Source organism: Craurococcus roseus (assembly GCF_039523795.1).
Classification (GTDB): Bacteria; Pseudomonadota; Alphaproteobacteria; order Acetobacterales; family Acetobacteraceae; genus Craurococcus; species Craurococcus roseus.
The window spans coordinates 76939-96809 of sequence record NZ_BAAAFZ010000029.1 but is presented as its reverse complement, the minus strand read 5'-3'; the positions used below and the strand labels follow the sequence as shown (position 1 = coordinate 96809).

20 protein-coding genes and 1 pseudogene are annotated in these 19871 nt (G+C 73.8%); 14 read left to right on the top strand and 7 right to left on the bottom strand.

Features of this window, described 5'->3' with window-relative positions; all coding sequences use genetic code 11:
* Positions 1-829: pseudogene (locus tag ABD067_RS12200) on the bottom strand (hypothetical protein); the annotation flags it as partial.
* A gap of 200 nt (positions 830-1029) precedes the next feature.
* Here ABD067_RS12200 and ABD067_RS12195 point away from each other — a divergent pair.
* The 4 genes from ABD067_RS12195 to ABD067_RS12180 all read left to right on the top strand — a co-directional run bounded on the left by ABD067_RS12195 (position 1030) and on the right by ABD067_RS12180 (position 5153).
* The gene (locus ABD067_RS12195) at positions 1030-2145 is read left to right on the top strand and encodes a TRAP transporter substrate-binding protein (protein WP_343895569.1); all 1116 of its coding nucleotides are present in this window, start codon (positions 1030-1032) and stop codon (positions 2143-2145) included.
* Positions 2145-2693 carry a TRAP transporter small permease subunit gene (locus tag ABD067_RS12190; protein ID WP_343895568.1) on the top strand — a complete coding sequence of 183 codons (549 nt, stop codon included), beginning with the start codon at positions 2145-2147 and terminating at the stop codon, positions 2691-2693. The genes ABD067_RS12195 and ABD067_RS12190 overlap by 1 nt, the downstream gene beginning before the upstream one ends.
* A 13-nt stretch (positions 2694-2706) precedes the next feature.
* The gene (locus ABD067_RS12185) at positions 2707-4119 is read left to right on the top strand and encodes a TRAP transporter large permease (protein ID WP_343895567.1); all 1413 of its coding nucleotides are present in this window, start codon (positions 2707-2709) and stop codon (positions 4117-4119) included.
* Between the two features lie 83 nt (positions 4120-4202).
* Positions 4203-5153 (top strand): class I SAM-dependent methyltransferase, encoded by a 951-nt coding sequence (locus ABD067_RS12180; protein WP_343895566.1) that lies wholly within the window; start codon positions 4203-4205, stop codon positions 5151-5153.
* Positions 5154-5260: 107 nt separating this feature from the next.
* Here the strand turns inward: ABD067_RS12180 and ABD067_RS12175 are convergent, their stop codons facing one another.
* The gene (locus ABD067_RS12175) at positions 5261-6670 is read right to left on the bottom strand and encodes an amidase (protein ID WP_343895565.1); all 1410 of its coding nucleotides are present in this window, start codon (positions 6668-6670) and stop codon (positions 5261-5263) included.
* 209 nt (positions 6671-6879) lie between these two features.
* Between ABD067_RS12175 and ABD067_RS12170 the strand changes: the two genes are divergently transcribed.
* Both ABD067_RS12170 and ABD067_RS12165 read left to right on the top strand, forming a co-directional pair.
* Positions 6880-7230, top strand: a complete 351-nt coding sequence (locus ABD067_RS12170; RefSeq protein ID WP_343895564.1) for an HPF/RaiA family ribosome-associated protein — start codon at positions 6880-6882, stop codon at positions 7228-7230.
* A gap of 3 nt (positions 7231-7233) precedes the next feature.
* Positions 7234-8382, top strand: coding sequence for a baeRF3 domain-containing protein (locus tag ABD067_RS12165; protein ID WP_343895563.1), 1149 nt, complete (start codon positions 7234-7236; stop codon positions 8380-8382).
* 18 nt (positions 8383-8400) lie between these two features.
* Here ABD067_RS12165 and ABD067_RS12160 read toward each other — a convergent pair whose 3' ends face one another.
* The 4 genes from ABD067_RS12160 to ABD067_RS12145 all read right to left on the bottom strand — a co-directional run bounded on the left by ABD067_RS12160 (position 8401) and on the right by ABD067_RS12145 (position 12178).
* A complete protein-coding gene (locus ABD067_RS12160; protein WP_343895562.1) occupies positions 8401-9171 on the bottom strand; it encodes a 2OG-Fe dioxygenase family protein in 771 nt (256 codons plus the stop codon).
* Positions 9168-9962 carry a (Fe-S)-binding protein gene (locus ABD067_RS12155; protein WP_408871545.1) on the bottom strand — a complete coding sequence of 265 codons (795 nt, stop codon included), beginning with the start codon at positions 9960-9962 and terminating at the stop codon, positions 9168-9170. Before ABD067_RS12155 ends, ABD067_RS12160 begins: the two co-directional genes overlap by 4 nt.
* Complete coding sequence (gene mltA / locus ABD067_RS12150; protein WP_343895561.1) at positions 9963-11117, bottom strand: murein transglycosylase A; 1155 nt, start codon at positions 11115-11117, stop codon at positions 9963-9965.
* A gap of 368 nt (positions 11118-11485) precedes the next feature.
* Positions 11486-12178, bottom strand: a complete 693-nt coding sequence (locus ABD067_RS12145) for a Tim44/TimA family putative adaptor protein (protein WP_343895560.1) — start codon at positions 12176-12178, stop codon at positions 11486-11488.
* A 161-nt stretch (positions 12179-12339) separates the two neighbouring features.
* On the opposite strand from ABD067_RS12145, the gene ABD067_RS12140 reads away from it, so the two are divergent.
* Positions 12340-12918 carry a histidine phosphatase family protein gene (locus ABD067_RS12140; RefSeq protein WP_343895559.1) on the top strand — a complete coding sequence of 193 codons (579 nt, stop codon included), beginning with the start codon at positions 12340-12342 and terminating at the stop codon, positions 12916-12918.
* 90 nt (positions 12919-13008) lie between these two features.
* Positions 13009-13560: a protein-export chaperone SecB gene (gene secB, locus ABD067_RS12135; RefSeq protein WP_343895558.1), complete on the top strand. Its 552-nt coding sequence runs from the start codon at positions 13009-13011 to the stop codon at positions 13558-13560.
* 28 nt (positions 13561-13588) lie between these two features.
* Here the strand turns inward: secB and ABD067_RS12130 are convergent, their stop codons facing one another.
* The gene (locus tag ABD067_RS12130) at positions 13589-14053 is read right to left on the bottom strand and encodes a hypothetical protein (protein WP_343895557.1); all 465 of its coding nucleotides are present in this window, start codon (positions 14051-14053) and stop codon (positions 13589-13591) included.
* A 220-nt stretch (positions 14054-14273) separates the two neighbouring features.
* Between ABD067_RS12130 and ABD067_RS12125 the strand changes: the two genes are divergently transcribed.
* From ABD067_RS12125 to ABD067_RS12100, 6 genes are all read left to right on the top strand, one after another.
* Positions 14274-15506: a DegT/DnrJ/EryC1/StrS family aminotransferase gene (locus tag ABD067_RS12125; protein WP_343895556.1), complete on the top strand. Its 1233-nt coding sequence runs from the start codon at positions 14274-14276 to the stop codon at positions 15504-15506.
* Positions 15503-16771, top strand: a complete 1269-nt coding sequence (locus ABD067_RS12120; RefSeq protein WP_343895555.1) for a glycosyltransferase family 4 protein — start codon at positions 15503-15505, stop codon at positions 16769-16771. Before ABD067_RS12125 ends, ABD067_RS12120 begins: the two co-directional genes overlap by 4 nt.
* Positions 16772-16874: 103 nt before the next feature.
* Positions 16875-17978 carry a non-hydrolyzing UDP-N-acetylglucosamine 2-epimerase gene (wecB, locus tag ABD067_RS12115; protein ID WP_343895554.1) on the top strand — a complete coding sequence of 368 codons (1104 nt, stop codon included), beginning with the start codon at positions 16875-16877 and terminating at the stop codon, positions 17976-17978.
* Positions 17975-19144 (top strand): glycosyltransferase, encoded by a 1170-nt coding sequence (locus ABD067_RS12110; protein ID WP_343895553.1) that lies wholly within the window; start codon positions 17975-17977, stop codon positions 19142-19144. Before wecB ends, ABD067_RS12110 begins: the two co-directional genes overlap by 4 nt.
* On the top strand, positions 19116-19565 hold the full coding sequence (locus tag ABD067_RS12105; protein ID WP_343895552.1) for a DUF805 domain-containing protein: 450 nt from the start codon (positions 19116-19118) through the stop codon (positions 19563-19565). Before ABD067_RS12110 ends, ABD067_RS12105 begins: the two co-directional genes overlap by 29 nt.
* Complete coding sequence (locus ABD067_RS12100) at positions 19562-19795, top strand: hypothetical protein (protein ID WP_343895551.1); 234 nt, start codon at positions 19562-19564, stop codon at positions 19793-19795. The genes ABD067_RS12105 and ABD067_RS12100 overlap by 4 nt, the downstream gene beginning before the upstream one ends.
* The last annotated feature ends 76 nt before the right edge of the window (positions 19796-19871 follow it).

Here is a 19871-nt window from a genome sequence, read left to right as displayed (position 1 = left end):
CCTCCGCCAACGCCGCCCGCGCCGCCGCCGCCGCCGCGCCCGCGCCGCCGCCCGCGCCGCGCGGCAAGCCCCACCACGACGGCTGCGCCGGCCCGCCGAGGTCGGGGAGCAGGCGCGCCAATGCGTACACGGCGGCCAAGGGCAGCGCCGCGGCGAGCAACGGCGCTTCCACGCCCCCCGCCGGCCGGGACACCGCGAGCGGCAGCGCCGCGGCGATCGCGCCCGCCCCGGCGAGGCCGAGGAACGGCACGGCCGCCGCCCGCCAACCTTCGGGCGGCAGGGCGCGCAGCGTGTCGAACCCGGTCGCCGCGCCGCCCAGGAGGCCGAGCGCCGCGCCCAGGCACAGCAGCCCCGCCACGGCGAGCACAGGCGCCGCGCCGCCGGGTTCTTCGCCGCCCGTCGCCACCACCAAAAGGACCAAGCCGAGGCCGCACAGCATCAAGGCGCCATCCGCCGCCGCGAAGCAGAGCGCCAACCCGGCGAGCGACAGCGGCAGCGCCGCCGGCCCACGCGCCTGGGGCGGCGAGGCCGCGGCGGCAAGCGCGCAACCGGCGCCCGCGATCCCCACGGGCACCAAGAACCACGCCGACAACCCGTCCAGCGCCAAGGCGGCGCCCCCCCGGATCGGGCCCAGCGGAAGCGTCAGCGCCCCCGCCGGTTCGCCGTCGGGCGCGAGGGCGGCGAGGCCGAGGACGGCCAAACCCGCAGAGGCCGCGACGCACCCGCCCCCCACCACCGACGCGCCCGTTCTGCCCCGGCCCGGCGGCGAAGCGGCGAAGGCGCCGAGCGCGAGGAGGAGGGCGGCGCCGACGGCCAGGGCGGTCAGCACGGGGTGGCGGCAGCGGCGGGCGGAATGGTCACGGCCGGCATGAAGCCACCGCCCCGGCGCCCCGTGAAGGGGGCCGCGTCAGGGCGCGCCGCGAAAGGCGCCCTTTGCGCCGCACCCGTCTCGCATTAAGCACACTGCGCACAGGGAGGCCGGCGCCGTCAGAACCGGCCCACGCCAGAACGGAGCGAGGAAGAACGTCCATGAGTCGTCGCGGACTGATCACCGGCGGCGCGGTCGCCGGCGCAGCGGCGCTCGCCGCGCCGGCCCTGGCGCAAACGGCGCCCGAAGTCCGTTGGCGCTGCGCCAGTTCTTTTCCGCGCACCCTCGACACCATCTACGGCGCCGCCGAGCACGTGTCCCGCCGCGTCGCGGCGATGACGGACGGCAAGTTCCAGATCCGCGTCTTCCAGGCCGGCGAGCTCGTGCCCGGCCTGCAAGTGGCGGACGCGGTGCAGGGCGGCACGGTGGAGTGCGCGCACACCGCCTCCTACTACTTCGTCGGCAAGGACCCGACCTTCGCCTTCGACGCCACCGTCCCCTTCGGCATGAACACCCGCCAGCTCAACGCCTGGCTCTACTCGGGCGGCGGGCGCGAGGCGCTGCGGCCGTTCTTCGAGCGCTTCAACACCGTGTCTATTCCCTGCGGCAACACCGGCGCGCAAATGGGCGGCTGGTTCCGCAAGGAGATCAAGACCGTCCAGGACCTGAATGGCCTCAAGATGCGGATCGCCGGCATCGCGGGGCAGGTCTTCGCCAAGCTCGGCGTGGTGCCGCAGCAGATCGCGGGCGGCGACATCTACCCGGCGCTGGAAAAGGGCACCATCGACGCCGCCGAGTGGATCGGCCCCTACGACGACGCGAAGCTCGGCTTCAACCGCGTCGCGCCCTTCTACTACTACCCGGGCTGGTGGGAGGGCGCGCTGAACCTCTCCTTCTACGTCGCCAAGCCGAAGCACGACGAACTGCCGCCCGCCTACCGCGAGGTGCTGGAAAGCGCCTGCCGCGACGCGACCTTGGAGACCATGGCGAAGTACGACGCGCAGAACCCGCAGGCGCTGCGCCAGCTCGTCGCCGCCGGCACCCAGCTCCGCGCCTTCCCGCGCGAGGTGCTCCAAGCCTGCTACAAGGCCGCTTTCGAGCTCTACGACGAGACGGCCGCCAGGAACGAGGCCTTCAAGAAGGTGTACGACAACTTTCGCGCCTTCCGCGACACCCAATTCCAATGGTTCCGGGTGGCGGAGAACACCTTCGACAACTTCGTCTACTTCCAGCACGCCCAGGAGCAGCGCGGCGCCGCCGGCGAGCAACGGCGGTGATGCGGCCGCTGCTCGCCTTCAGCCGGGGCGTGGACTCGATCAACGCCGCGATGGGGCGCGTGGCGGACTGGTTCGTGCTGCTCGCCTGCGCCGTGTCCGCCGGCAACGCCTTCGTGCGCTACGGCATCTCCTACTCCTCGAACGCTTGGTTGGAGGTGCAGTGGTACTTCTTCGCCGGCATCATCATGCTCGGCGCCTCCTACACCTTGTTCCGCAACGAGCACGTTCGGGTGGACTTGGTGTACGGGATGCTGGGGACGCGGGCGCGCATCTGGGTGGACGTGCTCGGCATCATCCTGTTCCTGCTGCCGGCGACGCTGCTGCTGGCATGGATGACTTGGCCCTTCTTCGTGGACAGCTTCATCCGCAACGAGGGTTCGCCCAACGCAGGCGGGCTGCTCCGCTGGCCGGTGAAGCTGCTGATGCCGCTCGGCTTCGTCCTCTTGAGCCTGCAAGGCTTGTCGGAATTGGTGAAGCGCGTGGCGCTGCTGCGCGGCGAGCAGCCGGAAGCCGAGGTGGTGGTCGAATACCACCGGCCCGATCAATGAGGCGGCCCCTCTCATGGTGAACGTGGAGGTCATGCCGCCGCTGATGTTCGGCGGCCTGGTGGTGTTCCTGCTGATCGGCTTCCCGGTCGCCTTCTCGCTCTCGGCGGTCGGGCTGTTCTTCGGCTTCCTATCCATCGAGCTGGGCTTCTTCACCCCGGCCTATCTCGGCAACCTGCCGCTGCGGGTGTTCGGCATCCTGTCGAACGACCTCCTCTTGGCGATCCCCTTCTTCACCTTGATGGGCGCCATCCTGGAGCGCTGCGGCCTCGCCGAAGACCTGCTAGAGGGCACCGGCCAACTGTTCGGCAAGGTCCCGGGCGGCCTCGCCTACGCCGTCATCATCGTGGGCGCGATCCTCGGCGCCATCACCGGCACCGTCGCCGCCTCCGTCATCGCCATGGGCATGATCTCGCTGCCCATCATGATGCGCTACGGCTACGACATGCGGATCGCCACCGGCGTCATCGCCGCGTCCGGCACCATCACCCAGGTGATCCCGCCCTCCCTGGTGCTGATCGTGCTCGGCGACCAGCTCGGCAAATCGGTCGGCGACATGTACGCCGGCGCGATCGGCCCCTCCATCCTACAGATCCTGCTCTTCGTCGCCTTCATCGCCGGCGTCTCGATCTTCGCGCCGCACCGCGTGCCGGCGCTGCCGGACGAGGCGCTGACGCAGCGGGGGTGGGCGCTCTGGTGGCGCGTGCTCAAGGGCATGGTGCCCTCCATCGTGTTGATCTTCCTGGTGCTGGGCACGATCTTCCTCGGCCTGGCAACGCCGACGGAGGCCGGCGCCATGGGCGCGGTCGGCGCGGCGGGCTTGGCCGTCCTGAACGGCCGCTTCACCTGGGCGCTGATCCGCGAGGCGATGGGCAACACCATGCGCATCACCGCGATGGTGATGTTCATCCTGATCGGCGCCACCGTGTTCTCGCTGGTGTTCCAGGGCGTGGACGGCTCGCTGTGGATCGAGCACCTCTTGTCCGGCCTGCCCGGCGGCCAGGTCGGCTTCCTGATCTTCGTCAACATCTTCGTCTTCTTCCTCGCCTTCTTCCTCGACTTCTTCGAGATCGCCTTCATCGTCGTGCCGTTGCTGGCGCCGGTGGCGGCCAAGCTCGGCATCGACCTGGTGTGGTTCGGGGTGCTGCTCTGCGTGAACATGCAAACCAGCTTCATGCACCCGCCCTTCGGCTTCGCGCTGTTCTACCTGCGCGGCATCGCGCCCAAGGAGGTCCGCAGCGCAGACATCTACTGGGGCGCCATCCCCTGGGTGGGGCTGCAACTGGTGCTGGTGGCGATCGTGATCTTCTGGCCGGAGAGCGTGACCTACTGGCTCGACCGCGGCACGGGCGTGGACCCGTCCACGGTCAGGATCGAGGTGCCGCTGCCCGAGATGCCGGACGACGACGCGCCGCCGGTGTTTCGGTGAGTGGAGGCGCCGCAGGCGGCGCCGGCGCGCGCTTCCTCCGGAGGGCGGCCCGCAGATTCCCGGCGCTCCGCAAGCTGAGCGGCGTGCGCGCCCTCCTCCGCGCCCGGCTGCGCACCCGCGTCGCCGGCCCGGCCGAGTCCGGCGACGCGATCACCGATCGCTTCTTCCGCTACGAGGCGACCTTCGACCCGCAGGAGGTCATGCGCCGCCACGCCGTGCCGGACCCGGCGCCGCGCCCGGGCTTCCTGGTGAACTTCCTCGGCGTTGCCATCGAACCCAGATTCTTCCCGTCTATCCTCGACGGCAAGGCCGGGCAGGTCGAGGGCGTCCCGATCCCGGCCAACTGGCACGCCGACATCGCGGAATGGGGCGCCGCGCTGCGCGCCGTGGACCTGGCGCGCGGCTCCTTCACCGTGGTCGAACTCGGATGCGGCTGGGGCTGCTGGCTGAACAACACCGGCGTCGCAGCCCGGCGCGCCGGCCTCGACGTGCGGCTGGTCGGCGTGGAGGGCGACGAGGGCCACATCGGTTTCGCCCGCGAGGCCACCGCCACGAACGGTTTCCTGCCCTCGCAGGTGGAACTCCACCGCGGCATCGCCGCCGCGACCTCCGGCGTCGCGCTGTTTCCCAAGCAGGAGAAGGCGGGCGAGGCCTGGGGCCTGGAGCCGGTTTTCGGCGCCACGGAAGCGCAGCGGCGGGACGCGGTCGGGTCGGGCGACTACGACGAGGTTCCGATGGTGGCCCTGGGCGAGCTGGCCCGCCCCCACGCCCGCGTCGACCTCCTCCACGTCGACATCCAAGGCGGCGAGGCCGATCTCGTCGCCGGCACCCTCGACACGCTCCGGGCGAAGGTCGCCTACCTGTTGGTGGGCACGCATTCACGCCGCATCGAGGAGCGGCTGCGCGACACGCTGCTCCGGGCCGGATGGCGCCTGGAGATCGAACGCCCGGCCATCCTGGGACCGGGCGATTCCTTGGTCGTGGACGGGGTTCAGGGCTGGCGCAATCCGGCTCTGCTGCCCGAAGCGGCGTAAGTCGGCGCGCGGCCGTCTAGGGACGCCACGGTCGGTCCATCCGTGGCGGGAGGCCGGAAGATTCGCGGCCGCCTCTCGCGGCCGGAACTCCGCTGCTCGTTGTCGTCTCACCCCCGCGGCCCGATCGGCGTCGGCATCGGCCAAGCCGCCTCGATGACCTCCGCCGCGTCCAGCGCCAAGTCCTCCCGCCACCGCGGCGCCACCACCTGCACGCCGGTCGGCAACCCGTCCACCACGCCCGCCGGCACCGCGACGCTCGGCAGGCCGAGCAGCACGGTCGGGAACAGCGGCGACTGCGCCCGGAACACGCGGTCGAAATCGGTTTCGTCCAGCCCCTGCGGGAAAGGCGGCTCGTTCGAGCACGGGATCACCAGCAACGGCCGCTCCGCCATCCACCGCGCCCAGGCGCGCTGGTGCGTGGCGCGACGCGCCAAGAGGCGCATGTAGTCTTCGATCGCCGGCAGCGGCCGCGCCGAGGAGCGGGCGAAGATGCCGCGCGCGGCGGGGTCGGCGTGCTGCTCGAAGCCCGCGCGCATGTAGACGGTGGCCTCGGCGTTGATGAAGGCGTCCCAGTCTTCCGCCACCGCGGCCCAGTTGGGCGGTTCGGCCGGCTCCACGGCGTAGCCCGCCGCTTCGAGCGCCTTGCCGGCCCGGTCCACCGCCTCCGCGACCGTCGGGTGCACGCCCCCGCCCGCCGGGTCGGCGCAGAGCGCGACCCGGATCGGCCGCGCCGGCGCCGGCAGCCCCGAAAGCGGCACCGGCGCCTGCCACGGATCGCGCGGGTCCGGCGCCGCCATCGCCTGCAACGCCAGCCGCAGATCGCCGACGCGCCGCGCCAGCGGCCCTTGCGCCGACAGCACCTGCCCCGACAACGGCCGCTCCGCCGCCGCTGAAGGGTTGAAGGACGGGATGCGCCCCGCCGAGGGCCGCAGGCCCGCGACTCCACACGCGTAAGCCGGGTAGCGCACCGAGCCGCCGATGTCGTTGCCGTGCGCCACCGCGCCGATGCCCGCCGCCACCGCCGCCGAAGCGCCGCCCGAGGAGCCGCCCGGCGTCACCCCCGCGTTCCAGGGGTTCAGCGTCCGCCCGTGCAGCGCGTTGTCTGTGAACCAGCGCCAGGAGAAGGCCGGCGTGTTGGTGCGGCCGATGATGACGGCGCCGGCGCGGCGCAGGTTCGCCACAACAGGGCTGTCTTCGGCCGCCACCACGTTCCGGAACGCCACCACCCCGTTGCTGGTGGGCAGGCCGCGCTGGTCGGCGTTGATCTTGGTGGTGACGGGCACGCCGGCCAGCGGCCCCAGCGCCTCGCCCCGCTCCCGCGCGGCGTCCACCGCCTCCGCCCCTTCCAGCGCCTCGCGCTCCAGCGGCAGGACCACGGCGTTGATGGCCGGGTTCGCCTCCGCCTGCCGCGCCAGCGCGGCCTCCGCCACTTCCCGCGCCGAAACCCTGCCGAGCCGGACGGCGCGGGCGATGTCGGCGGCGTCCCAGCGCCACGATTCGGTGCCTGAGCCTCGCACGGTCGCCTTTTCCTCCATCCGGGTGGCGACATCCTAGCGATGGCGGCGGGCCAAGCCACGCCCAACGCCCGCCCCGCCCTCCCGCGACCGGCCTTCGCCGGAACGGGGCGGCCGCAGCCCGGCAGGAAAAGCGGCTTCTCTGCCCAACCGCCCGCGACGGCGGGCGTTGCCGCAGCGGGTGGCAGGGGCCAAGCCCGTCAGGAGGCGTCGTGCAGATTCAGGTCAACACGGACAACAACGTGGAGGGCCGCGAGGCCTTGGAGGCCCGCGTGCAGGCGGCCGTGGAGTCGGCGCTCCGGCGCTTCGCCGACCGCCTCACCCGCGTCGAGGTCCACCTCGGCGACCAGAGCGCCGCCCGGTCGGCCGGCGCGGACAAGCGGTGCGCGATGGAGGCGCGGCCCGCCGGCCGGCAACCCGTGGCCGCCACGCACCAGGCCCGGACCTTGGAAGAAGCCTACGAGGGCGCGGCGAAGAAGTTGAGGGCGTTGCTGGACACCGATTTCGGCCGGGCCGACGACGCCAAGGGCGCCCGGTCCATCCGCCACGACCCCCAGCCGTAGCCGATGTTCACCCGCTCAGACCTCGAAGCGCTGATGGACGCTTCGCCCTCGCCGGGCGTGTCGCTCTTCTTGCCGACCCACGTGCGCGGCACCGAAATCCGGCAGGACCCGATCCGCCTCAAGACGCTTCTCGCGGAAGCGCGCGACGCGCTGGAGGCGGCCGGCCTCGACCGCGGGGCGGCGGAAGCGCTGCTCGCGCCCGCAGCGGCGCTGGTGGAGGACTACGGCTTTTGGCAGCACCAGAGCCACGGCCTCGCCCTCTTCCTGGGAGACGGGGCGATGCGGACGCACAAGGTGCCGATCCCGTTGGAGCCTTCCGTCCGCGTCGGCGAGGGCTTCCGGATCAAACCGCTCGTCCCGCTGCTGGCGGCTGACGGCGCGTTCCGGGTTTTGAGCGTGACCGCCGGCGGCGTCAGGCTGCACGACGCGTCCCGCTTCGCTTTGCAAGAGCGCGACGCCGCCGAATTGGGCCTGCCGCAAGGCATGGAGGCGGTGGTGGGCGACCCGGACTACGAGAATCCCTTGCAGGCCAGCCCGCCCAACCGGCCCCATGTCGGCGCGGCGAACATCAGCCAAGCGCAGGTGTACGGCGACAGCCCCGAGGATTGGCGCAAGGGGCGCCTCCAAGAGTTCGTCCGCCGCTTGGCGGCGGCCGTGGAAGATCAGGCGGCGCGGGACCGCGTTCCGATCGTGCTCGCGGCCGATGCGGAGATCGCCGGGCATTTCGGCAAGCTCACCACGCTCGGCCCGCTCCTCGCCGGCGTGGTGGAGGGCAACCCGGATGCGCTGGACGGGGGGGCGCTGCACGAAGCGGCCTACGCCGTGATGCGGCCGCGGCTGGACGCGGACCGGCGCGAGGCGGTCGAACGCCTCGCGGCGCTGGCCGGCAGCGGCGACCGGCGCGCCGCGGCTTCGGTCGAGGCGGCGGCGGGCCGGGTGGACACGCTCTTGTTGGAGGAGGGCGCGGCGGTTTGGGGCAGGATCGGCGAGGCGGACGGGACAGCGGAGCGCCTGCCGGACGGCGCAAAGGGCGGCACCGACCTGCTGGACGCCGCGGCCACCCTGACGCTCAAGCAAGGCGGCAAGGTGTTCGTGCTGCCGCCGGGCGGGATGCCGGGCGAAGCGCCGGCGGCCGCCGTTCTCCGGTACTGACGGCCGGGCGGCGGCCGCTCAGCCGGGCGAACCGCCGCGCTTCCAGGTCAGCACCAGCACGTCCCGGCAGGAGGGCAGCGCCGGGTCCGCCGGCCGCACCGGCGACACGCCGTGCCGCACCCGGCGGTCGTCCAGCAGCGCCGTGTCGAGCCGGTTGAGCAGGGTGAAGCGCGCCAGCTCCGCCCCGTCCGCGTCGGCCACCAGCGTCTCGCCGCCCGCCTGGTTGCGCCGCGCGACCATGGCGATCAGCACCACGTCCACGCCGTCGTGGTGGACGCCCTCCGGCGTCGGGAAGCCCGGCGCGCCGGCGGCGGCCTCGATCCGGAACTGGTGCGCCTCCACGAACCAGTCCCGCTCGCAGTGCAGCGCGTCCGCCAGTCCGCGCCCGAGGTCGAGCAGCGCCCGCAGCGCCGCGCTTCCCGCCACCGCGTCCTCCACCGGCGCGAACCACCGCTCCACCCCGCCATTGAGGCCGTTGTGGACCACCTCCTGGAAGTGCGGCCGGTGCGGCCCGCGCGCGTGGCCCGGCACGCCGCTGCGCGCTGCGAAATTGGCGTGCCGCCGCCTCCGGTAGCGACCGCCGTCCGCCATGAAGGCGTCCGTTTCCAAACGCTCCCAGCTCGCCGCGAACCCGTCGAGCGCCTCGCCCGCTTCCGGCCCGAGCAACGCCGCCATCGCGCCGCCCGGGACCCGCGCGAAGCCGCGCCCCGCGACCTCCGCGTGCAGCGTTGCCGCCGCCGGCCCCGGCGGCGCCAGAACCGCCGGCAGCGCCGCCGCCGCCGCGCTCATGCGTCCGAGCGCTCCGACGCCGCTTCGCCGATCGCCGGCGCGTCGCCCGTGCGCCCGGCCAGCACCTCCGCCACGTGCCGGACCTTCACCGGCACGTTTTCGCGCTGGAGGCGCCCGGCCATGTTCATCAGGCAGCCCATGTCGCCGGCGAGGAGCGTGTCCGCGCCGGTGGCGGCCACGTCGCGGACCTTCTCCGACACCATCTTGGTCGAGATGCCGGGATACTTCACGCAGAACGTGCCGCCGAAGCCGCAGCACACCTCCGGGTCGCGCATCTCCTTGAGCGTCAACCCCTTCACGCCGGCCAGCAACCGCCGCGGTTGCGCCTTCACCCCCAGCTCCCTCAGGCCCGAACAGGAATCGTGGTAGGTCGCCACCCCGTCCAGCCGCGCCGAAACGCGCTCCACGCCCATCACATCGGTGAGGAAGGAAACCAGCTCGTGGGTCTTGGCCGCCAGCGCGTCCGCCTTGGCGCGGAGCTGCGGGTCGTCCGCGAACAGCCCCGGGTAGTGGTGCGACACCATCCCGCCGCAGGACCCGCTCGGCACCACCGTGTAGTCGTAGGGCAGGAACGCCTCCACCACCGCCCGCGCCATGTCGCGCGCCCCGGCGCGGTCCCCGCTGTTGTAGGCGGGCTGGCCGCAGCAGGTCTGGGTCGGCGGCACCTCCACTTGGCACCCCGCGTCCTCCAGCAGCTTGATGGCGGAGAAGCCCACGTTCGGCCGGTAAAGGTCGACGAGGCAGGTGACGAGGAGCGCGACGCGCGGCCGGGTTTGCAGCATCCCTGTCATCTAAGGCGCCGTCCGCGCCGCAGGAAGGAGCGCCGGCGCGGCGGCGGCGACATCCCCCGCCCCGGGCGCCGCTTCGCCGCGCGGCACCAGCACGAACACCTCCGCCTCCTCCCGCATCGGCCCGGCCCGCGCCGCCGCCGCCTCGCCCCAGCCCCAGAACAGGTCGCCCCGCGCCGGGCCGCGGATGGCGCCGCCCGTGTCCTGCGCGTGCAAGAGCCGCCGGATCGGCGCCCCGTCCGCCGGGTCGCGCGTCAGGGCGAAAACCGGTGCGCCGAGCGGGATGAAGGCCGGGTCCACCGCGAGCGAGCGGCCCGGCGTCAACGGCACGCCAAGCGTCCCCGGCGGCCCCTCGCCCGGTTCGAGCCCGTCCAGCACGCGGAAGAACACGTAGGAAGGGTTGTGCCGCAGCAGCGCCGCCGCCTCGCCCGGCTGCGCCGTCCCCAGCCAAGCGCGGATCGCCTGCATCGACATCCGGTCGCGCGGGATCGCGCCCGAGTCGAGCAGCACCCGCCCGACCGCCTTGTAGGGATGGCCGTTCTTGCCCGCATACCCCACGCGCAGCACGCGACCGTCGTGCAGCCGCAACCGGCCGGCGCCTTGGATGTGCAGGAAGAAGGCGTCCACCGGGTCATCGACCCAGGCGAGTTCCAGCCCCATCCCCGCCAGGGCGCCGGCCTCAATCGCGGCGCGGTCGGGCAACGGCGCCCCTGCGGAGAGGAACGGAGGCGCCGCGTGCAGCGGCACCTGGAACGGCCCGACGGGGTACTCCGCCCCGCGCAGCTCCGGCTCGAAATACCCGGTCATCATGCCGGTCCCGGCGGCGAAGGCCCGGAACCTGCGTTCGAAGAAGCCTCGCGCGAGCGCCGTGCGCCGCTCCGCCGCGCCACCGGCCTCCGCCCCAAGGGACGCGGCGGGACGGCCGAGGTGTTCGGCCAAGCCTTCGGCTTCGGCGCAAGCGCCCGCGAAGGCGCCCGGCCGCCCGCCGAGCCGCGCCAACTCCCCCCCGCCGCCGGTCGGCCGGTCGGCGCCCCACGCCGACAACCCGCGGCAGGTGTGGAGGAAGGGCGCCAAGGCTTGTGCCGCGTCCTCTCCCGGCCAGCCAGGTATGTCGCGGAATTCGACCTCGCGGAACAGCGAGCCATCGGGCACCGTCACGGGCTGCGCACGCGAACTGCTTCCGACGAACAAGCAAAATCCGGCCACGATCAGGGCGGACGTCGCCGCCGCACGAACCATCGGCGCCAGCCCCGTCGCAGCCGAGCGGCCCCCGTCGCTGCGCTCGGCCGCCGCGCGACACGCGCGCGGATCAGGAACAAAAAGGCTAGACTCGTCCCGCCAACGGCCGAACCGCGCCCTCTGTCTGACGCTGCGGCGCCAAAGCCCTGCAACGAAGTGGAGTGACAAGGAAGCAAGGCGGCGACGCCGCTGCGGCCTGTGCCGTGCCATTCGTCCGAAAACGCCGTACGGACCCAGGGAAAGAGATGAAGCGGCGGCCCCGCCCCGGACCGGCGGGCGCGGTGGTCCTACTGGGCGCCGGTGCCCACCAGCTTCCAGGTCGGGTCGGCGCTGCTCAGGTCGCGCTGGAAGGTCCAAAGGTCGGTCAGCTCCGTCACCGCGTCGCTGCCCAATACCACATCCCCGTCCCGGCCGGTGGTCATGTTGATCTGGTCCGTCACGAACCGGACCGTGATGTCGGCGACGGTGCCGCGGAGGTCCGCCGCCTCTATGGCCACCTCGTGCACGGCACGCAGCTCCGTCCGCTGCCGCTCGCCCGCTGCCTCGCGCGCGTCGAGCGCCTTGGCAAAGCCGGCGTAGACGTCGCTGGAAAGCAGCGCCTGCAACGTCGCGCGATCGCCGGAGGCGAAGGCCTGGACGACCATGCGGAAGGCCGCCTCGGCGCCGTCCAAGAAGCGGGACGGGTCGAAGCCCGCGTCCACGCCCTGGATGCGCACCAGCGCCTGCCCTGCGGGGGCGCGCCGGTCGGGGATGACACGGCGCCCCGCCGGGCCGCCGGCCGCGCTCGGACCGGCAGGCGCCACGTCCTCAACGGCGGCGCCATCGGCCGGCCGCGCGGCGCGGGGGTCGTAATTCGCCGGCCGCTCGGCCTGGGGCGGCCGTTCGAAGCCTTGGCGGCGGCCGAGGACGCTGCGCAGCCGCAGGACCAAGAAACCCGCGACCATTGCGAGGAGGATGATCTCGACCGTTCCGCCAGTCATATCGGTCTCCGTTCACCCATACATAAGAGGAGAGAGAGTGGCCCGCAACCGCGCCGGGCTTGCCCGTCCGACCCGCGGCCGGTATCCGGGCGATCCGAACACGCGCGCGCTCCGGACGCCGGGCCGCCGCTCCCCGCCAACCCCTCCCCTCCGGACCCCGCATGATCCTGCTGCGCCACGGGCAGAGCGAGTTCAACCTGCACTTCACCGCCACGCGCCGCGATCCCGGCATCAGCGACCCGAAGCTGACCGACCTCGGACACAAACAGGCGGAAGCCGCCGCCGAGGCCCTCGGCGGCGAGCCGATCCGGCGAATCCTGTGCTCGCCTTACACCCGCGCCCTGCAAACGGCCGCGCCGGTGGCGAAGCGGCTCGGCCTGCCGGTGACGGTCACGCCCAGCGTGCGGGAGCGCTACGCCTTCACCTGCGACGTGGGCTCCGCCTGCGCCGACCTGCGCATCGCGTGGCCCGACCACGACTTCTCCGCCATCGACGAGGTGTGGTGGCCCGGCGAGGAGGAGCACGACCACCACATCGAAGCCCGCGCCGCGCATTTCCGCGCCGAGATGGCCGCGCTGCCAGATTGGCGCGAAACCCTGGTGGTGTCCCACTGGGGCTTCATCCTCGCCATGACGGGGGAGCGCGTGGACAACGGGCAATGGCTCCGCTGCGACCCGACGGAACCCGCGCCCGCCGGCATCGTGTGGCGCGCGCCGCACGTGTCCGCGGCCAAGCCCTGAAGCAACTGGGGAGGACGGCCCGGAGGCCGCCGTTCCCCGACCAACCGCGGCGCGCCGCCCCGGCGGCGCCCCGCACGAGAGGTTTCCGCCATGTCCGACCAGCCCCCCCTGCCGCCCGGCGTCCAGGCCGCCCCCGGCGCCGCGCCGGGCCTCGGCCCGCTCGTGCTCAACATCCAGTACACCAAGGACCTGTCCTTCGAGGTCCCCAATGCGCCCGAGATCTTCACCCTCCTCCGCGAGCAGCCGCGGGTGGACATCCAACTCGACGTGCAAGCCCGGCCGCTCCAGCAGGACGCCGGCGTGTTCGAGGTGGCGCTCCAGATCCGCGTGGACGCCAAGGCGAACCTGAACAACGCCGACCAGACCTGCTTCATCGCCGAACTGGCCTATTGCGGCATCTTCACCGTCAACGTGCCGCCGGAGCAGGTGGAGCCGGTGCTGCTGGTGGAGTGCCCTCGCCTCCTGTTCCCCTTCGCCCGCAACATCCTCGCAGACGTCACCCGCGACGGCGGCTTCCCGCCGGTGCTCCTGGCGCCCATAGACTTCGTGGCCTTGTGGCAGTCGCGGCGGGGCGACGGCCAAGGCGGCCTCGGGAGCGGCGGCCTCGGGGGCGGGGCCGGTCCGGTCGTCGGCCACGCCTGACGACGACGGAGGACCGGCGCCCGGGACGTCAGTAGCCGAGGCCGCGCTGCATAAGCGTCATGGCCTTCCGCCGGCGGGCGCGCGCTTCTTCGGTTTCGCCGGGGGACGCGCCGGCGGCTTGCCGCTCCTCACGCAAGAGGGCGGCCATCGCCACGCGCTTCGCGGCTAGGTCCTTCGACTCTGCCACCACCCGGAGGTGTTCGAGATGGGCGAACCCGGCGTCGAAGCGGGTCAAGCGGAGCACGCTGGCGACCACCTCCGGCGGGAACCCCGCCCGCGAAAGGCTCGCCTCGGTTTCCGCGGTGGTGCGGAGGATGTCGCGCAGAAGGGCGATTTGACGCTCCTCGTGCGTAACCTTGATGCCGGGCAAGACGGCCGGCAGCAGGTTCATCACCGCCACCGCGCGCAACCAGCGGGGCTGGCCACCGGCGACGGCACCAGCGTGGGCGTTGCGGACGAAGGCCAGGGTTTCGCGGATGGAAGGTATTTGCACGAACTTCCGTGGGTTGATGGCGAGGCTGGGGACGGAGTCGGTACCACCCCTATTTTGTTTTGAAAATACAACTAAACACGGCTGCTGGCAACGTGGCCGTCGATCGCGCCTCCGGGCGGACACGGCACAGAAAGGCGCGCACGCCGTCAGCAGTGGAATCTTGCGACCGGCGCATTTAGTAGAATAGTATTATTGTCATACAACTCGGAGTTACAGCGTGGTGGCCGGTTTCGCCATCGCGGCGGGGCTCCATGCCTCGGCGCCCGCCTCGTCCGTGAATCCGCCCCTGTTCTCGCTCTTCGCGGATCGGGCGCGCCCGGTCGGCCAGGTGCTCCTTTCGCCGCCCCATCTCACAGGCGGGGAGATGGCCGCGTTGGAGGCCACCCTGGAAAGCGGGTGGGTGGCGCCCGCCGGGCCGGTGCCGGCGGCCTTTGAGGCGGCGCTGTCGGCCGCCACCGGCTTCGGCCACGTCCTCGCCACGGCGTCGGGCACCGCCGCGCTGCACCTGGGCTACCGCTGCCTCGGGGTTTCGGCGGGGGACGAGGTCTGGACCTCCGCCCTCACCTTCGTCGCCACCGTCGCGCCCGCGGTGCAGATGGGAGCCGTGCCGCGCTTCCTCGACGTGGACCCGGCGAGTTGGACGCTCGACCCCGATCTGCTCGAACGGGAACTCGCCCGCGCCGCCCGCGCCGGCCGCCTCCCGCGCGCCGTGGTGCCGGTGGACCTGTTCGGCCAGCCCTGCGACCTCGACGCGATCGTGGCGCTCTGCGACCGCTGGGGCGTGCCGGTGATGTGCGACAGCGCCGGCGCGGTGGGCGCTTCCCGCGGCGACGGACGCCACGCCGGGCGCGGCGCGCGACTCGCCGTCTTCTCCTTCAACGGCAACAAGATCATCACCGCGGGCGGCGGCGGCGCCCTCGCCTCGGACGAACCGGAGTTGGTCGCGCGCGCGCGCTCGCTGTCCCAGGCGGCGCGCGAGCCGGGCGCGCACTACCAGCACGAGACCACCGGCCACGCCTACGGCATGTCCTCCCTGCTCGCGGCGGTGGGCCTCGCGCAACTCGGCGCCCTGCCCGCGCGGGTTTCGGCGCGCCGCGCCGTCTTCGCGCGTTACCGGGCAGCGCTGGGCGGGCTGCCCGGCCTGTCCTTCATGCCCGAAGCGCCGTGGTGCCGCGCCTCGCGCTGGCTGACCGCCGTGCTGCTCGACCCGACGCAGGGCGCGCCCGACCGCGACGCCCTCCGCCGCCATTTGTCCGAAAGCGGCATCGAGAGCCGCCCGGTGTGGAAACCGCTCCACTTGCAACCGGTGTTCCGCGACGCGCCGCGCGGCGGCGGCGCCGTCGCGGCCGATCTGTTCGAGCGCGGCCTGTGCCTGCCCTCCGGCAGCGGCATGGCCCCGCCGGAGCAGGACCGGGTGATCGCCGCCGTCCGCGCGCTGTGGCCCGCGGCGTGAGGGGGAGCGGCGGCAGCGCTGGCGGCCTGGAGGTCCTGTACCTCCACCAGCACTTCTCCACCCCGGCCGGCGCCACCGGGACCCGCTCCTTCGCCATGGCGCGGGCGCTGGCCGCGCGCGGCCATGCCGTGACGGTCGCGTGCGGGCGCTACGCCGGCGCCGAAACCGGCCTCGACGGCCCGTTCCGCTCCGGCCGGCGCGAAGGCCGGGTCGGCGCGTTCCGCGTCGTCGAGTTCGCCGTTTCCTGCGGCAACGCCCAAGGGCTCGCCGCCCGCGCCGGGGCCTTCGCCCGCTACGCCGCGCGCGCCTCCGCCCTCGCGCTGTCCCGCCCCTGGGACGTGGTCGTGGCCTCGTCCACCCCGCTTTCCGTCGCCCTTCCCGCCCTCGCGGCCCGGCGCGCGCGCGGCACGCCCTTCGTGTTCGAGATCCGCGACCCCTGGCCGGAACTGCCGCGCGCGATGCGGGTCGGCTCCCCGCCGCTCTGGTTCGCCATGGACCGCTTGGCCGACGCCGCCTGCCGGAACGCCGCCGCCGTGGTCGCCTTGTCCGAGGGCATGGCGGAAACCGCGGCGGCCCACGGCGCCGACCCGTCTTCGGTGTCGGTGGTGCCGAACGGCGCCGACCTCGACCTGTTCGGCCCGCAGATCGTGCCCTGGCGCCCGGAGGCGGCGCGCCCGCACGAGCCGCTGGCCGTCTACGCCGGCGCGCACGGCCGCGCCAACGGGCTCGACCTGCTGCTCCGCGCCGCCGCCCTGCTGCGGGCGGAGGGGGCGCCGCTGCGTCTCCTGCTGGTGGGCGAAGGGTCGGAGAAGCCGCGCCTGATGGCCGAGGCCGCCGCGGCCGGGCTCGCCAATTTGTCCTTTCTCGACCCGCTGCCGAAACCCCGCTTGGCCGCCCTCCTCGCCGGCAGCCAGATCGGCGTGCAGTGCCTCGCCCCGGTGCCGGAGTTCGCCGAGTGGACGGCGCCCAACAAGCTGATGGACTACCTCGCCGCCGGCCTGCCCGTGGTCGCCGCGCTCGGCGGTCGCGCCGCGCGCCTCCTCGCAGACGGCCCGTGCGGGATCGCCACGCCGCCCGGCCACGCCCCGGCGCTGGCCGGGACCCTCGCCGCCTTGGCCGCCTCGCCCGCCCGGCGCGCGGCCTTGGGCGCCGCGGCCCGCGCGCAGGCGGTGCGCCGCTGGGACCGCCGGCTGCTCGCCGCCCGGTTCTGCGGCGTCGTCGAAGGCGCCGCGGCCACACCCGGTGCGGCGCGGGTTCCCGCATGACCGCCCCCGTAGCTTCGCCCGGATCGCGTCCGTTCGACGCCGCGCCGCCTGGTTTTCGCGTCGCGGTCGCGCACCCCGACGCGATGGCCGGAGACGCCGGCGCATGACCGGCCTCGCCAAATCGTCCGAATTGCACCTGGTCGCCGCCGCGCGGCCGAATTTGCCCAAGCTCGCCGCGCTCTGGCACGCGCTGCCGGCGGGCTTCCCGCTGCGGCCGGTGCTGCTGCACACCGGCCAGCACCACGACGAGGCGATGTTCGGCGCGCACCTCGCCGACCTCGGCCTGCCCGTCCCCGAGATCGCCCTCGGTGTCTCCGGCGGCGGGCACGCGGCGCTGGTCGGGCGCACGATGCAGGCGGCCGGCGAGGTCTGGGCGGCGCGGCGGCCGGCGGCCGTGGTCGTGGCGGGCGACGTGGACGGCAGCCTCGCCGCCGGCCTCGCCGCGCGGAAGCTCGCGCTGCCCGTGGCGCACCTGGAAGCCGGCCTGCGCTGCGGCGACGCCGACATGCCGGAGGAGGTCAACCGCCGCGCCCTGGACGCCGTGGCCACCCTGCTCTGGGCGCCCGACGAGGGCAGCGCCGCGCGCCTCCTGCGCGAAGGCCACGCACCCGGCGCCGTGCGCGCCGTCGGCAACGCCATGGTGGACACCCTGCTGCGCACCCTGCCCGCGGCGCGCGAACGGCCGTTGCCCGCCGGGCTCGGACCGGGCGGCTACGGCGTCGTCACCCTGCACCGGGCCGCCACCGTGGACCGGCCCGACGCCCTGGCGGCGGCTTTGCGCGGGCTGGCGGAGGCGGCGCGGCGGCTGCCCTTCGCCTGGCCGGCGCACCCGCGCGCCCGCGCCCGCATGGCGGACTGGGGGCTGGCGCCGCCGCCGGGCGTGGTGGCGCTGCCGCCGCTCTCCTACGCCGACTTCCTCGCCCTCCTCGCCGGCGCCCGCTTGGTGGCGACGGACAGCGGCGGCGTGCAGGAGGAGGCGACGGCGCTGTCCCTCCCCTGCCTCACCCTCCGCGCCGAAACCGAGCGCCCGGTGACGCTGGAAAGCGGCAGCAGCCGTTTGGTGGCGCCGGACGCCCTGGCCGAGGCGGTGGCGGAAGCGCTGTCCGGCCGGTGGCCGCGCGGCCGGCCGATCCCGCTCTGGGACGGCCGGGCGGGGGAGCGGATGGCGGCGCACCTACTCGAATTCCTCGACGGCCGGGCGCGATGACGCCGCCGCTCGTGCTGATGCTGTCGGCCGCGCACCCGCCCGACGACATCCGGGTGGTCCGCAAGGAAGGCGCCGCCCTCGCCGCCGCCGGCTGGCGCGTCCGCCACCTCGCGCCCGGCGCCGCCGCCCCGGCCGCGACGGTCGAAGGCGTCGAGATCGAGACCTACGCGCGCCGCCCCGGCTGGGCCGGCCGTCTGCGCAACATCCCTGCCCTGGCGCGGCGCGCGGCCCGGAGCGGCGCGGCGGCGCTGCACGCGAGCGAGCCAGACGCCTGGGTCGCGGCGCTGCTCGCCGGCTGGTGGAGTGGCGCGCGGGTGGTGATCGACGTGCACGAGCACTACCCGAGCCGCCTCGACGGCAAGCTGCCGCGGGTGTTGCGCCCGGCGGCCCGCGCCGCGCTGCGGCTGTTCTGCCGCTTGGCCGGCGGCGCCGCCGACGCGGTGGTGGTGGCGAAGGACGGGCTGGACGCCGACTTCGCCGCGCCCGGCCGGACCGTGGCGGTGCGGAACTACGCCCTGCCGTCCCCGGTCGAGCCGCGCCGGCACCGCGGAGAAGGCCCGCTCCGCCTCGCCCACGCCGGCGCGCTGGGCCGGTCGCGCGGCTGGCCGCAGATGCTGGACGCGCTGGCGCTCTGCCCGCCTGGCACGACGCTCCGCCTGATCGGCCGCTTCACCGACGGCTCGGAAGCGGAGTTCCTGGCCTGCGCCTCGGCGCTCGGCGTCGCGGACCGGATCGAGCGCCTGCCCTGGCTGCCGCACGCCGAAGCCCTGGCGCGACTGGCCGAGTGCGACGTCGGCCTGGTGCTGTTCCAGCCGGGCGAGGAAAACCACCGCCTGGCGCTGCCGCACAAGCTGTTCGACTGCATGCTGGCCGGCCTGCCGGTGGTCGCGCCGGCGTTCGCGGAGGAGGTCGCGGCCGTGGTGCGCGAGGCAGGTTGCGGTGCGCTGGTGGACAGCGCCGACCCTGGCACGATTTCGGCGGCGGTGGCGGCGCTCGGCGATCCGGCGCGGCGGGCGGAGATGTGCGAAGCAGGAAGAAGCGCGGCGCTGGGGCGCTTCGGCTGGGCGGGCGAGGCTGAGCGGTTGGTGGGCTTGTATCGCAGCTTGGTGCCTCAGGCAGGGGTTGCGACGGTACAGCATGGCGGGTCGCTTCATGCCGCCGGTTGAAGCGAGGCGCATCGCGGCTCGGTTCGGCATCAAAGGCCGCGTGGGGCGCCTTTCCTTTCTCGGCTGGAACTTGTCACTGGCGTTGTGCGTGTGGGTCTGGGTCGCGGCAATCGCGGCCGCGGCGAAAATGCTCCATGTGGACGGTTTTGTTCGCGCCGAGGTTGCTGCGGTGCTCGCCGCGGCTCCGGTTGTCTGGCTCGCGCTGGTGATCCAAGTGAAGCGCTTGCACGACCTGGACTTCTCGGGCTGGCACTCGCTCTGGATTTGGGTCTTGCCCATCGTCCCCACAGAAGCAGACGGCACCATCGGGACTGTCCTGCGACTCGGCTGCTATGGCGTGATGGCGTGGATGTGCCTGGCACCCGGTTCTCCCGGTCCGAACCGCTTCGGCGCGGCGCCAGGGCCGCTGCCCGCGCGGTGAGCCGGCGGGATTGGATCATCGTCCTGGCGCTCTCGGCGGCCGCACTCTTGGTCGCTTGGCCCAACTTGCGCGAGTCGACCCTCGGGCTGCTGCTGACGGGCCGCTGCGACCACTGGCTCGGTCGCGGCCGAACGGGTGGCTGCTACGAGGACCCGGAACGGCGCGAGCAACGCCGCCCCGGCGGCGTGCTCGGCGGCGCGCCGAACCACCCCATCCCTCGCCCCGACTGATCCCCGCCCGCTCCAGACCTCTGCGGCAGGCACGTGGGGACCGAGTGTTTCCACCCGGGCCAGCCGTGGGCTAAAG

Coding starts and splice junctions, on each gene's coding strand:
- ABD067_RS12195 (WP_343895569.1), top strand. CDS start 1,030: ATGAGTCGTCGCGGACTGATCACCGGCGGCGCGGTCGCCGGCGCAGCG.
- ABD067_RS12190 (WP_343895568.1), top strand. CDS start 2,145: ATGCGGCCGCTGCTCGCCTTCAGCCGGGGCGTGGACTCGATCAACGCC.
- ABD067_RS12185 (WP_343895567.1), top strand. CDS start 2,707: ATGGTGAACGTGGAGGTCATGCCGCCGCTGATGTTCGGCGGCCTGGTG.
- ABD067_RS12165 (WP_343895563.1), top strand. CDS start 7,234: ATGTTCACCCGCTCAGACCTCGAAGCGCTGATGGACGCTTCGCCCTCG.
- ABD067_RS12160 (WP_343895562.1), bottom strand. CDS start 9,171: ATGAGCGCGGCGGCGGCGGCGCTGCCGGCGGTTCTGGCGCCGCCGGGG.
- ABD067_RS12155 (WP_408871545.1), bottom strand. CDS start 9,962: ATGACAGGGATGCTGCAAACCCGGCCGCGCGTCGCGCTCCTCGTCACC.
- ABD067_RS12145 (WP_343895560.1), bottom strand. CDS start 12,178: ATGACTGGCGGAACGGTCGAGATCATCCTCCTCGCAATGGTCGCGGGT.
- ABD067_RS12140 (WP_343895559.1), top strand. CDS start 12,340: ATGATCCTGCTGCGCCACGGGCAGAGCGAGTTCAACCTGCACTTCACC.
- secB (WP_343895558.1), top strand. CDS start 13,009: ATGTCCGACCAGCCCCCCCTGCCGCCCGGCGTCCAGGCCGCCCCCGGC.
- wecB (WP_343895554.1), top strand. CDS start 16,875: ATGACCGGCCTCGCCAAATCGTCCGAATTGCACCTGGTCGCCGCCGCG.
- ABD067_RS12110 (WP_343895553.1), top strand. CDS start 17,975: ATGACGCCGCCGCTCGTGCTGATGCTGTCGGCCGCGCACCCGCCCGAC.
- ABD067_RS12105 (WP_343895552.1), top strand. CDS start 19,116: ATGGCGGGTCGCTTCATGCCGCCGGTTGAAGCGAGGCGCATCGCGGCT.